Here is a 13,028-nt window from a genome sequence, read left to right as displayed (position 1 = left end):
ATTCCTCCTAATCCGCCACACGGTAACGGCATTCCATAATACATTCTCCATTCACAAATACCTGCTTCACTGCAGGTTTTCCCTCTGCTGCATCTACGAGAAGCAGATCCGCTCTCTTTCCAATTTCCACAGACCCCAATTCCTGATCAAGCCCCACAGCTCTGGCGGGATTGGCCGTCACATACTGTACTGCCTTACAAAGAGGGATGCCGTATTCCCGGTTCAGGCAGAATACCGCCTGCAGCAGGGCCTGGGGATAATAATCAGATACAAGAACATTGGCTGCACCTGCACGAACCGCCTCCAGAGCGGACAGATTACCGGAATGCGATCCGCCCAGCAGTATATTCGGCGCCCCTAAGACGGTCTGAAAGCCTTTTTTCACCGCGGCCTCTGCCACTTCCAGCGTAATCGGGAATTCACTGATGGACACGCCCAGTTCCCGGTTCATATCCAGCTTTTCTACGGTATCATCATCATGGCTCGCCACGGAGATCCCACATTTTGCTGCTGTCTCTGCCAATTTTCTCAATTGAGGAAATGATACTGTTTTTTTCCGCATTTCCCGCTCTACCAGTTCCTCAAATTCCTTCTCCGAAAGGCCTCTGCCCTCGTCTGGCTGATGTTTCCGGTAAATATCCAGATTTTTATACTGCCCCTGTCCCGGCGAATGATCCATAAAGGACAGCAGATCCACCAGGCCGCTTTCAAGCATGTCCGCTACCTCTTCATAGCAGTCCAGATTATCAATTTCATAGCGCAGATGATATCTGTGGCGGATCAGTCTCTTCTTGTGCCGGTATTCTCCAATCAGACCGGCCAGTTTCTTAACCTGGGAGGACTGCCTGATTTCTTTTACATCCCAGGAGCCGTCCCGGAACATGGATATCGAGTGGAACATTGTGGTAATACCGCAGGTGGCCAGCACCCGCTCCGCTTCCCCCAAAGCCATTTCAAAATCCATAACCGCAGTACTGCGCGGCTGTATATATGTCTCAATCATGTCGGAGTGAATATCTATGATCCCAGGCATAATATAGGCTCCACCGGCATCATAGATTTCGCGGGAACCGGTTTTATCCGCATCCCCAGTCCTCCGGATGCCGGTGATCCTGCCGTTTTCTATCACCACATCATGGGCCTGCAGCATCTGCTCCTCCAGGACAATAATTCCGTTTGTTATTATTTTCTGCATGTAATCTTCCTCACATTTTCCAATTCAGCTGTTGCATCATTTTTATATCCTTTGTTACACAAATTTCATTTCAGCTGTTGCATCATTCCCATTTCAGCTATTGCATCATTCCCATTCCGGCTGTTGCATCATTCCCATTCCAGTTGTTGTATAACCCCCATTCTGCCTTTTACAAAAGGGAATGGACCAGCTGCTGGGTATATGGCTGCTGCGGGTCATCCAGAATCTGATCGGTCAGCCCCTGCTCGATGATCTTTCCGTCCAGCATGACGATTGTTCTGTCTGCCAGCATGCGTATCACCGCCAGATCATGGGAAACCAGCATGATGGAAATGTGGAATTCCTGCCGGATTCTGCGGATCAGTTCCAGCACTTTTGCCTGCACGGACAGGTCCAGCCCCGTGGTGACTTCATCCAGCAGGAGAATCGCCGGATTATTTGCCAGTGCCTTGGAGATCTGTACTCGCTGCTGCATGCCCCCGCTGAAGTTTTTCGGTGGTTCTTTCTTTCTGGACTGCAGGATTTCCACCGCATCCAGCAGTTCCTCTACGCGCTCGTTCATCCCTGCAAAATTCCGCTGGCCTGCGGCTATCAGCTTCTCGGCGATATTGCCGGCGCCTGAGTAGTCCATCCGAAGGCCCAGCAGGGGATTCTGGTAAACCATTCCCATGATATGGTTTTTTATATATTTTTTCTTTTGCAGGCTCTGTCCGAAGATATCTGCCTCCCCATTCTCAAAATCCCGGAGATACCCTTGTCCCTCCGTTATATCAAAATCAAAGTACAGACTCTTCATCAGTGTTGATTTTCCGGAACCTGACTCTCCCACGATTCCCAGTATCTCGCCCTCGTACAGAGTTACATTAATATCGCTGCATGCCCAGACGGTTTTACAATGGGGGCAGGTGTTTTTGACCAGTGCTCCGCCATTCCTGCAGTGATCACAGGTTTTTCCATAACGCACGGTCAGGTGCTGAATATCCAGTACGGGCTTTTCCATTACGCTCCACGCTCCCTTCTGCCACGGCAGAATCCGGTATCACTGCATTCGTATACCTTTTCTCCTGTGCTCTCATCTATGATTTCATCCAGATATACCCCCTGTGCACCGCACAGCCTGCATCTTTTTCCTTCAAAGTCTTCTGTTTTAAACGGAACATCCTCAAAACACATGGATTCCACATCCGTATGCGGCGGGATCGCATAGATCTTCTTTTCCCGTCCTGCCCCAAACAGATACAGGGTATCGCTGTCATTCAGCTTCTGGTTGTCATACCTCGGGATGGGGCTGGGGTTCATGACATAGCGTTCCTCCACCATGACCGGGTATTCTGAGCTGATGCTGATATCCCCGAACTGGGTCAGATCCTCAAAGAGAGAAAGCCACATGCCGCTGTACTCTGCTTCTGCATGCATCTGTTTTGTCACAGATTCCCTCGGCTCTACAATACGCAGAGGTTCCGGCGTCGGCACCTGAAGGACCAGTATCTGGTCATTTCTCATGGGAATCTCCGGTATTCTGTGACGGCTCTGAATGATACTTGCTTCTTCCGAATCTGTGGTGAGTTCCACCCCGGTGCATTCTTCCACCAGTTTTTTTATATTTACGGCATTGACACTGTCATCGCTGCCCTGATCAATGACTTTCAGTACATCCTCTTTTCCGATAATGGACAGGGTGATCTGAATGCCGCCTGTTCCCCAGCCCCTGCCGATGGGCAGCTCTCTGGAACCAAAAGGGACCTGGTAGCCGGGGATGGCCACTGCCTTTAATATGCTTCTTCTGATTTCACGCTTGGAGCCCTCATCCAGAAAGGCAAAATTATAGTGCTTTGCATCAATCATTTATTCATCCTCCGTTTCTCTGCAGAGGGGTCTGCCCTCTTTGCCATTGGTGTCTGTCTCTCTGACTCTGTCCAGTTTCGATTGGAAGGTGACATAGTGCGGCAGCTTTAGATGGGATATAAAGCCGCTCATTTCCAGACAGTCGCCGTGGGTGAGAACAAATTCCTCATCCTGGGACGGGGTGCTCCCCTCGGTTTCCAGTCCCGCATCGGCAATAGACATGGCAATGGCCTTGTTCTCATTTCTGCCGAATATCAGGCCGTATCCTCCGGAAAGCGTCATCTTATCGAATTCCTCATCTGTTTCTGTGTGGGAAGGCACCAGTGCTTCCACTTCGGTCACAAGGATTTCTCCGATACAGATCTCTTCTTCCTCATTCAGTGCATAGGGAATGCATACTTCCACATATCCGCTCCGCAGCTCGGATACGGTCGGATGTACAGCCCCGTACCCGCGCATGGAGCTGTAAGCAACTCCCCCCAGGAATCCGGCATCACTTCTTGCAAACGTCTGCAGCCTTGCACTGCGCGGAGCGGGAAATGTGAGCAGACTGCTGGTCACATCAAAGGGAGGGGTATTATCTTCCGCTGTATCCTCCAGTAGATTCTCGGCTTTTAAAAGATCTGTCACGCGGCTGCAGCGAATGTCGGCGCCGTCTTCTGCCACAGTTCTTTCTATTTGTTCCTGCACTTCCCGTGGTTTATCGTGATTTACACGGTCTTCTGTTCCGCCTTTCGTATTGTCTTCTCTACTGCCTTTTATATTGTCTTCCATGATATCTTCCATCAGCGAAAAGTCCAGAAGACGATGTGAATAATCGTATGTAGGTCCCAATATCTGCCCTCCCGGGATATCTTTAAAGGCAGCGGAAATCCTCCGCAGAATCCGCATTTTCCCCGTATCAATCGGCAGTGAATAATAGTTTCTAGGCAGGGTGGAACGGTAGGCCCGCAGTAAAAATACCGCTTCCTCCACACTGCCCTCGCACTGCTTCAGCGCCAGCGCAGCATACTCTTCTGAGTAAAACCCTGCTTCGCTCATGATCTTATCTACTAACAGCGCCATATTTTCTTTCATGCATGTCACACTGATATCTTCTTTGCTCTCTCTGAATATTTCCAGCAGTTTCAAGGACTGTTCAATTGCCTCTTTGCCGCCGGTAACTGCTACATAAGCCATATGTCTGCCTCCTATTGTTTTCTTGAATACTCTGCTTTTATATCATCCTGCACAACCTCGGGAGTCCCATAATGTTCCCGGTAACATCCGCAAATACCAAATCCACCCCAAGCGGATACTCAATCTGCAGACTTTGACGCAGAGCGGTGACCTTTTTTATATAAGGATAGACCTCGACAGTAAGCCTGTCTTTGATGCCGGGTCCCTCCAGTGTCATGGATTCTCTGCCTGCCAGCTCCGTGCACTGCAGAAAAACCGTGGCCGACTGCTGAGGATCGGCATACGTCCCATGCTTAATATTTTTCAAAATCTGTTCCATGGAGCCATAATTCATCTCGGAGGAAAGGAAGATATAATCTGCCTTGTCCAGATCCGCCTCATGGCACAGTGTCAGACTGTGTAAATCCGCAGAAAGTACCGGATTCTTTTCTACATACATTGTTTCTTCATTATCCAGCAATGTGCATCCCAGTGCCATCAAAGCCTGGTGGCTGCCTGCAAATTTACCGGCCTGATGACCGATACTGCCGATTGTTCCCGGATTAGCCAGGGCATGGAGCAGTTTTCTGAATACCTTCTGTCCGTCAAACACAAAATCAAACTCATATGCAAGTTTTAATTCCTTCACCATTTTCTATTCTCCCATTACATTAAAATTAACCTTCGATTTTCTAAGCGCGCGATTTAACTCTGCACGCGCCGCTGCCTGCTGCCTGCCAAGCTCTTGAATCTGCCCGAGTACCTGCTGCTTCTCTGCCTTTTTATCCGGCAGATTCAGAAATCCGTCAATAACAGCTGCCGCCGTCACTTTATCAAAATCATCTCCCGCAAGTACTGCCGCGCCTTTCACGCCATCCACCAGCACCATACATTCTGTTGCAAGCACTTCGCCGAGATAGAACAGGGATCTTTTAACAGTTTCCCTGGCTTTTACCATCACGAGTGTTTTCTGCGGCGGCTTCATAATTTGAATCTCACAGTTTTCTTTCATAGGACCAGCAATTTCTATTACTTCCTTCTGGGAAGCTCCTGCCAGAATTACGGATATCTCCCGCTTCGTCATAACTATTCCTCCTGATCTGCCTTTGTTTAAATTCAAATATTTTACTTCTCTGAGCATCTTATGTGAGGAATGTAAAGTTGCCAACTGCGTTGCGTAAACTCTTCGTAAAGTTGTCTGAATATTGTTGTGCTTGAGAGATTCTGTTGTTATAATCGTGGGGAAAACAGGCAGAATTTGAAGGGGAGGTCAAAGGGGTCTGACCCCCTTGAGCTTCATTGTCTGAATATACACGGAGGTGTACTTATATGAAGAAAAATTGGACATGGGAGTCCATTGTTGATGTTCTTATACAGGAATTTCAGAAAAATATATACAAGAAGGGCGATAAGATGCCAAGTGAAAATAAGATGGCCGTCCGATTTGGCGTCCCCCGCTCCGAGATCCGGAAGGCTTATGAACGGCTGAAGGAACTGGGTTATATCTATGCCATGCAGGGCTATGGCAGTTTCTTTTCCGGCAGGCGGGATAAGATTCTGCTTTCTATGGAGGACCGGAGTTTTTCCAGCAAGATGGCGGATCTCAATCTTTCCTTTGAGACCCGGAATATGGGATGCCAGAAACTGCGGGGAGATTCTCTGATTCACAGCATGCTGGGTGTGGAATTCGAGGAGCCTATTTATAAGATCACCCGCCTGCGCATACTGGATGGTGAGCCTGCTGCCATACATATCAGCTATATGGCGGAGGATCTGTTCCCCTGCATTCAGGAGGACGGTGCCTCGATTACTTCGGTCTATGACTATATCCATAATTGCGGCTATTCCAATCTGCATACGGAGAACCGGCAGCTTACGGTCTCTTCTCTCAGCAAAAAGGAGCGCTCCCTTCTGCAGATAAAAGGGTACGCTCCCTGTCTTGTTCTCACCTGCCGCTGCGTCACGCTTCCCTCCGGAACCGTTGTAGAGGTTGCCAGGACCATATACCGCAGTGACAAGTTCATATTTGTTTAATTAGTACAGCAGTGCATTAATCTTTCAGTAATAAGCGCCTGATATCTGCGTCAGAGTTAGTGGTTCCTACGTCTAGCGAAAGCAGGTACAGCTATGGCGTAGAGAGCAGGGATTTATTGCTGAATGATTAGTGCAATGCTGTACTAGTCACGGTCTTTAGCAAAGCACTTCCCTGGTAGCCACCACGTTTACTCCGGTTCCCGCCGCATTCCCCAGAACGATATCCCCTATATGCACAGGAGGTTTCATTTCCACATCCTTCAGCTGCCTTACACACTCAAATATCTTTCCTTTCGGAATATCCGTCTCCGTCTTTACAGAGACCGTCTTCTCCCGGCTGTCACTCATTCTGACTGTTGTGGTCACAATTCTGGTCGGGTTCGTCACTTCCTTTCTGGCATAGCTTTCCCCGCGGGGGCAGGTATTTCCGGCCACAGACAGCACCTCATGATCCTCTGTCTCCACCGTTAAGGCACATCCCATGGGACAGCCGATACAGATCAGTTCTTTTTTCTCCATTTCTATGCCTCCTCTATCCGAATTCTGATTGTTTCATCTTCATTGCAGCCCAGCAAAAGGGACTTCTCCAGCCTGATCTCTTCCATCTCTCCCGGAGCCATTACAGGACGTTTTTTGTGAATGATTCTTTCTTCCCCGAGATATACGCTGACATAACACTTCCGGTACACACTGCCGACCCGGAATCTTACCGTCAGCTTATCCTCCATATGATCCGGTCTTATAAATGAAGGGACTGTATAGCGCACCCCGCCTGACGGCTGTATTGGAAGCACTTTTCCATATCCTCCGCCGTTTTCTGTGGACTTATCCACATGCTTCTTAACATAAAGTGCGGCATTCTGCCCTGCCATTTCCGCTTCCTCCGAAACGAAATCTACCAGATCGTGGACATGCAGAACATTCCCACAGGCAAAGACTCCGGCCACGCTGGTCTCCAGGCTTTCATTCACCACCGGCCCGGAGGTGACGGGGTTTAACTCTGCTCCCATCTGCCCGGATAATTCATTTTCCGGAATCAGGCCGACAGACAAGAGAAGCGTATCACATTCATAGTCCTCCTCTGTCCCGGAAATGGGTCTTCCTTTTTCATCAACCGCCGCAAGCGTTATCCCTTCCACGCGCTCTTTTCCCTTAATATTTGTTACGGTGTGGCTCAACTTCAGTGGTATGCCGTAGTCGTCCAGACACTGTACGATATTCCGCTTCAGCCCGCCGGAGTAAGGCATCAGCTCCGCCACCACTTTTACCTCTGCGCCTTCCAGCGTCATTCTTCTCGCCATAATCAGACCAATGTCCCCGGATCCCAGTATCACAACCTTTCTGCCGGGCAGAAAGCCCTCCATATTTACAAGCCGCTGCGCCGTGCCGGCCGAATAGATCCCCGCCGGGCGGTAGCCCGGTATGTTCAGCGCACCCCTGGAACGCTCTCTGCATCCCATGGCAAGGACAATGGCCTCCGCCTGAATCTGAAACATGCCTCTTTCCCGGTTCATGGCAGTAATCAGCTTCTCCCGGCTGATGTCCATGACCATGGTTTCCAGTCTGTATTCAATCCCCAGTTCCAAAACGCGCGCCTCAAAACGCGCCGCATATTCCGGACCGGTCAGCTCCTCTTGAAAGGTATGCAGACCAAACCCATTATGGATGCACTGGTTCAAAATTCCCCCCAGCTCCTTATCCCGCTCCAGGATCAGAATGCTCTCTATTCCTGCATTTCTAGCTGAAACTGCGGCTGCCAGTCCCGCAGGCCCTCCTCCGATGATCACGATCTTATATTTCTCCATTTTTATATCCTCCTACTGTCCGCAGACTTCCAGTTCATCTTCTCCATGCTGCTGATCTGATGATAACAGTTCATGCCTGCCTGAACTGTTACATCTGATGCAATCCATCTACAGCACATCTTTATTCGTCCCTACGATCAGTCCGGAGTTTCCGCCGGCCTTTGTAATCGCTTCCATGGACACGCCCAGTTCCCTTGCCAGAATCTCCATCGTCCTCGGCGAACAGAATCCGGCCTGGCACCGTCCCATACCTGCTCTCGTCCTGCGCTTCACGCCGTCCAGTGAACGCGCCCCCAGCGGCCGGTGTATGGCATCCAATATCTCCCCTTCGGAAATCATTTCGCACCGGCAGATAATGTGTCCATAGGCCGGCTGTTCCAGAATCAGTTTATTTCTATCTTCTATGGAGAGCAGCGCAGGATTCAGTATCCCTTTTCTCCTCCCCTGAAAATCAGGATTTTTCTGCAGCTTCATCTTATCCCGCAGAATCTCCGCCACCATAAGCCCCACAGCCGGTGCGCTGGTAAGGCCGGGAGATTCTATTCCCGCACAGTCGATAAATCCCGGGGCATCTGAAGCCTCCTCTATGATAAAGTCATTTCCGTCCTCATGGGCACGCAGACCGGCAAAACTGGTGATCACCTTTTTGAGAGGCAGATCCCTTACATTCTGCCCGGCCTTCTCTGAAATCGCAGCAAGCCCTGCTGCTGTAGTATTTGTGCCTTCTTTATTCTCGATATCTGCCGCCGTAGGTCCAACCAGCAGATTTCCATGCACAGTCGGAGTGACCAGAACTCCCTTTCCTAATTTCCCCGGAAGGGCGAATATAGTTCTGGAAACGTGATTTCCTGCCCCTTTATCCAGCAGGAAATATTCTCCCTTCCTTGGAGTGATATGGAGCTTTCTGCTGCTCACCATATTATGGAAACGGTCCGCATACACACCCGCAGCATTTACCACATACCGGGCTTTGTAATCACCGGAATCTGTCTTGAGAAGGTAACCGCCCTCCACCTTCTCAATCGCATCCACTTCCGTATCAAACCGAAATTCCACGCCGTTGGCACAGGCATTTTCAGCCATTGCGATATTCAGGCCAAAAGGACAAACGATTCCGGCCGTGGGTGCATACAAGACGGCCTCCACCTGTTCCGTAATATTGGGTTCCAGTGCAAGCGCTTGTTCCCTGTTCAGAATCTCCAGGCCTTCCACACCGTTCTCTTTTCCCTGAGCCTGCAGCCTCATTAGAACCGGAAGCTCCTCCTGATTCCTGCATATAACCAGCGACCCCTTTCTCTGAAACGGAAAATCCAGCTCTTCTGACAGCATCCCCATCATGCGGTTTCCCTCCACATTCAGCTTGGCCATTAGAGAACCTGGCCGTGCGTCATATCCGGCATGGACGATCCCGCTGTTAGCTTTGGATGTCCCGCAGCATACATCCACTGATTTTTCCAGAACGCATACCTTCACCTTATATCTGGACAGCTCCCTTGCTGCCGCCGCACCGGAAACACCGGCTCCAATTATAATTACATCATACATATTTCATCCCTCCTGGATTCCGAAAAATATTTTGTCTTTAAAGACAAAAAACAGAGCCCGCAAACAAACATATCTGCTGATATGTCATCTGCCAGGCTCTGTTCTCATCGGCACAAATTATTTATTTCTATATATATTATACGCCTCCCTCCCCCAAATTACAACCGGAATTTAAGGAGGGAAAGTTTCCCCTCTGGGTGGGGTTCCGAAACGGTGGCAGCGGATTAATTCGTTTGGTTGTACTGAGTTGGCCTAGAGCGTGTTCCACCGTTCTAATTAATACGCTGCCACCGTTTCGGAGGCCCCATCCGCTGCCGAGACTTAAGCTCGTCAGCTAATATCTGGTTTATGGTAATATAATCTGCATACCTCATCTCCCTTGGCAATGCTCTTTAATAGCTTTAGTTTTCCGCCATAAGCTTCTCCGATTCCCCGGTCTCCGCACATGGCTATATCGCACAGATCAGAGATTTCCTCATCGGAACATCCCGCCTTCTGCCACGCTTTTACCAGCGGGCAGTAATGGAAATCTATTGCCAATACTTCTGGCGTGTTTTTTCGGATTTTCATTTCAAATACCCACTGGGCTGGTTTTGTGAATAAGGTTTTCCTGAGTCCTGTGAAATCTTTTGTGCCGCCCTTTTTCACCAGTGCCGCTCCCTGGGTAAGCCCGCAGCGTTTGATTGCGGCGCTGCCGAAATCTTTTTTGTCCAGGCCTCTTTTTTCTGCCTCATCACACAGCAGATAAAGCCAGGTTGCTCTGTGCTCCAGTTGTTCCCGGATGGCCGTTATTAATGCATTTTTAATCTTTGGTTCATTTTTAACCCTGCCCATGTCCTGCCTCACATTTCTATATGTATTCACATATCCCTATTTTTGAAAATGATCTGATGCTGCTGATTCACTGTGCTGTCTTTATTCTTCTTTTGCCCAGCCGTATGAGTACCTCACCGCTTTGTTCCAGCCCCGGAGCATCTTTTCCCGTGTATCGGCCTCGATATCCGGCTCAAATACCCGGTCGATCGCCCAGTTTGTTAATACCTCTTCCTTACTTTTCCAGTATCCTACAGCAACCCCGGCCAGGTAAGCTGCGCCCATGGCGGTTGTTTCCACGCACTGCGGACGTTTTACAGGGGCATTGCTCAAATTTGCCTGCGTCTGCATGAGGAAATTGTTTGCGCTGGCGCCGCCGTCTACCTTGAGTGCAGAAAGCTTTATCCCGGAATCCGCCTCCATGGCGCGCAGCACGTCATTTACCTGATATGCCAAAGACTCCAGGGTGGCGCGTATGATATGATACTTGTTTACACCGCGGGTCAGGCCCACGATGGTTCCCCTGGCGTACTGATCCCAGCGCGGCGCTCCAAGACCGGTAAATGCGGGAACTACATAACATCCGTTTGTGTCCTCCACCTTCTGGGCCATATATTCGGACACCTGTGACGAATCAATCAACTGCATCTCGTCCCGCAGCCACTGGATCGCCGCACCTGCTACAAAGATGGAACCTTCCAGTGCATAATTGACTTTCCCGTCCATGCCCCAGGCAATCGTCGTCACAAGACCATTTTCGGAATATACCGGCTTCTCCCCGGTATTCATCAATAAAAAACAGCCTGTTCCATATGTATTCTTGGCCTCGCCTTTCTGAAAGCAGGTCTGGCCGAAAAGCGCCGCCTGCTGATCTCCTGCTGCCCCCGCAATCGGGATGGGCGCCCCGAAAAACCCGGCGTCCGCCTCACCGTATATGCAGCTGGACGGCTTCGCCTCCGGAAGCATGGAGGCCGGTATTCCAAGCTCCGCCAGTATCTCTGCGTCCCACTGAAGTGTATTGATATTAAACAGCATGGTTCTGGAGGCATTGGAATAGTCCGTTACATGAACCGCCCCTTTTGTCAGCTTCCAGATCAGCCATGTCTCTACCGTCCCGAATAAAAGCTCCCCTCGCCCGGCACGTTCCCTGGCCCCTTCCACATTGTCCAGAATCCACTTTACCTTAGTCCCGGAGAAATAGGCGTCGATCACCAAGCCTGTTTTTTTCCTGAATTTGTCTGTCAGCCCTTTTTCTTTCAGGCTGTCACAATACTCAGATGTCCGCCTGCACTGCCATACAATCGCCTGATAGACCGGCTCGCCGGATTCCTTATCCCAGACGATCGTCGTCTCCCTCTGGTTAGTAATGCCAATGGCTGCTATATCCGCAGCCGTCGCATTGATATTTGCCATTGCCTGCTGCGCCACCTCAAGCTGGCTGGACCAGATCTCTTCCGCATTGTGCTCTACCCAGCCCGGCTTCGGAAAATATTGTGTGAACTCTTTCTGTGCCACACTGCACATATCCCCCTTTTCATTAAAAAGAATACACCGGTTGCTGGTCGTCCCCGAGTCCAGCGCCATCACATACCTTGCCATAGTAAAACCCTCCTTTTATGATTTCTGCATTTGCTTCTATTCCCATACACGCCATAATTCTTGTACGCCTTATAATTCCCATACGCCGGGGTTGGTTGACGATACCGCCACAGCCCCCGCCTCCAGGGCTCCCATCACATCCTCTTTATCCGCGATCAATCCGCCTGCAATGACCGGAATCCGGCTGCTTCTGCAGATCTTCCGGATCACTTTGGGCATCACTCCCGGCATGACCTCGATAAAATCCGGTTTTTTGCCCCGCTGTCTGTCCAGATTCTCTATGCTCTTAATGGCCATGGAATCTATGACGAAATAACGCAGCACTGCATACATTGACAATTCCTTAGCCCGCTGGATCATCAGCGATTTTGTGGACAAAATCCCGTCGGCGGCGGTACTGTTCTTGATATAATCAACTGCCGCCTCTTTGGCACTCAGCCCGGTAATCAGGTCGATATGTACCAGAGCCGTCTTCCCGGCCTCTTTGATCCGCTTCACAATACCGGGTATAGAACAGATATCCCCGTAAAGTACAAAAATCACCTTCATTTCTTCCATGGCGCAGCATGTTTCCACACCCTCTTCATCCTTCACTGCCGCGATCACCGGATTTTCCTCGACGATCTCATAAAATTCCCGCATTTTATTCATTCCTTCCCTCTCCGCCGGAAATCCACATCCCACTGGAGCGCGTCTGAAAATTGCTTGTTGCAAGATGTTGTCCCAGTTTGCGGGGATATAAGTCCAACTTTTCATATTCTTTTACTTGTTATATTTTATCATGCGTTGTGCCTGCACACAAGCAAACGTCTACGTTTTTGTCACTAATCCAGAAAGAAAGTTAGCGACGAGCTTTACTCTCGGCACGGATGGGGACGCTCCATAAAGGGATAGCCGAAAGCCTCCCGGAGAACATCCATGTCCTTTCAAAAACGCTCTAAGCGGGCCTTAGAAATTCTTGGTGGGAAACAGCCCTGAAAATGGAGAGATTTTTGGATTCCGAATCCAAAAATCAGCTGACCCAGCGCGAGAAA

The 13,028-nt window shown here is 49.8% G+C and carries 13 protein-coding genes; 1 reads left to right on the top strand and 12 read right to left on the bottom strand.

What is annotated here, in order from left to right:
* Positions 1 to 7: 7 nt before the first annotated feature.
* The 6 genes from phnM to phnG form a co-directional block, all read right to left on the bottom strand.
* Positions 8 to 1,195, bottom strand: a complete 1,188-nt coding sequence (gene phnM, locus ARB69_RS16665) for a phosphonate metabolism protein PhnM (RefSeq protein WP_055154373.1) — start codon at positions 1,193 to 1,195, stop codon at positions 8 to 10.
* A gap of 169 nt (positions 1,196 to 1,364) precedes the next feature.
* Positions 1,365 to 2,195 (bottom strand): ATP-binding cassette domain-containing protein, encoded by an 831-nt coding sequence (locus ARB69_RS16660; RefSeq protein ID WP_050641485.1) that lies wholly within the window; start codon positions 2,193 to 2,195, stop codon positions 1,365 to 1,367.
* Complete coding sequence (locus ARB69_RS16655; protein WP_050641486.1) at positions 2,195 to 3,040, bottom strand: alpha-D-ribose 1-methylphosphonate 5-phosphate C-P-lyase PhnJ; 846 nt, start codon at positions 3,038 to 3,040, stop codon at positions 2,195 to 2,197. The genes ARB69_RS16660 and ARB69_RS16655 overlap by 1 nt, the downstream gene beginning before the upstream one ends.
* On the bottom strand, positions 3,041 to 4,219 hold the full coding sequence (locus ARB69_RS16650) for a carbon-phosphorus lyase complex subunit PhnI (protein ID WP_050641487.1): 1,179 nt from the start codon (positions 4,217 to 4,219) through the stop codon (positions 3,041 to 3,043).
* A 37-nt stretch (positions 4,220 to 4,256) separates the two neighbouring features.
* A complete protein-coding gene (phnH, locus tag ARB69_RS16645; RefSeq protein ID WP_050641488.1) occupies positions 4,257 to 4,850 on the bottom strand; it encodes a phosphonate C-P lyase system protein PhnH in 594 nt (197 codons plus the stop codon).
* A 3-nt stretch (positions 4,851 to 4,853) separates the two neighbouring features.
* Positions 4,854 to 5,282 carry a phosphonate C-P lyase system protein PhnG gene (phnG, locus tag ARB69_RS16640; RefSeq protein WP_050641489.1) on the bottom strand — a complete coding sequence of 143 codons (429 nt, stop codon included), beginning with the start codon at positions 5,280 to 5,282 and terminating at the stop codon, positions 4,854 to 4,856.
* 245 nt (positions 5,283 to 5,527) lie between these two features.
* Between phnG and ARB69_RS16635 the strand changes: the two genes are divergently transcribed.
* Complete coding sequence (locus ARB69_RS16635; protein WP_050641490.1) at positions 5,528 to 6,232, top strand: GntR family transcriptional regulator; 705 nt, start codon at positions 5,528 to 5,530, stop codon at positions 6,230 to 6,232.
* 156 nt (positions 6,233 to 6,388) lie between these two features.
* Here ARB69_RS16635 and ARB69_RS16630 read toward each other — a convergent pair whose 3' ends face one another.
* The 6 genes from ARB69_RS16630 to ARB69_RS16605 form a co-directional block, all read right to left on the bottom strand.
* Positions 6,389 to 6,751: a DUF1667 domain-containing protein gene (locus tag ARB69_RS16630; protein ID WP_050641491.1), complete on the bottom strand. Its 363-nt coding sequence runs from the start codon at positions 6,749 to 6,751 to the stop codon at positions 6,389 to 6,391.
* 2 nt (positions 6,752 to 6,753) lie between these two features.
* Entirely contained in the window at positions 6,754 to 8,037 is a 1,284-nt protein-coding gene (locus ARB69_RS16625) for an NAD(P)/FAD-dependent oxidoreductase (RefSeq protein ID WP_055154371.1), read from the bottom strand.
* A gap of 108 nt (positions 8,038 to 8,145) precedes the next feature.
* Positions 8,146 to 9,582, bottom strand: a complete 1,437-nt coding sequence (locus tag ARB69_RS16620; RefSeq protein ID WP_055154369.1) for an NAD(P)/FAD-dependent oxidoreductase — start codon at positions 9,580 to 9,582, stop codon at positions 8,146 to 8,148.
* Between the two features lie 330 nt (positions 9,583 to 9,912).
* A complete protein-coding gene (locus ARB69_RS16615; protein WP_055154367.1) occupies positions 9,913 to 10,416 on the bottom strand; it encodes an L-2-amino-thiazoline-4-carboxylic acid hydrolase in 504 nt (167 codons plus the stop codon).
* 81 nt (positions 10,417 to 10,497) lie between these two features.
* The gene (glpK, locus tag ARB69_RS16610; protein ID WP_050641495.1) at positions 10,498 to 11,994 is read right to left on the bottom strand and encodes a glycerol kinase GlpK; all 1,497 of its coding nucleotides are present in this window, start codon (positions 11,992 to 11,994) and stop codon (positions 10,498 to 10,500) included.
* 69 nt (positions 11,995 to 12,063) lie between these two features.
* Positions 12,064 to 12,645, bottom strand: coding sequence for a glycerol-3-phosphate responsive antiterminator (locus ARB69_RS16605; protein WP_055154365.1), 582 nt, complete (start codon positions 12,643 to 12,645; stop codon positions 12,064 to 12,066).
* Positions 12,646 to 13,028: the final 383 nt, after the last annotated feature.

Source organism: Faecalicatena contorta (assembly GCF_001404335.1).
Classification (GTDB): domain Bacteria; phylum Bacillota; class Clostridia; order Lachnospirales; family Lachnospiraceae; genus Faecalicatena; species Faecalicatena contortus_B.
Note: the sequence above shows the minus strand (reverse complement) of the source record. Positions and strands in the feature narration are given on the sequence as shown.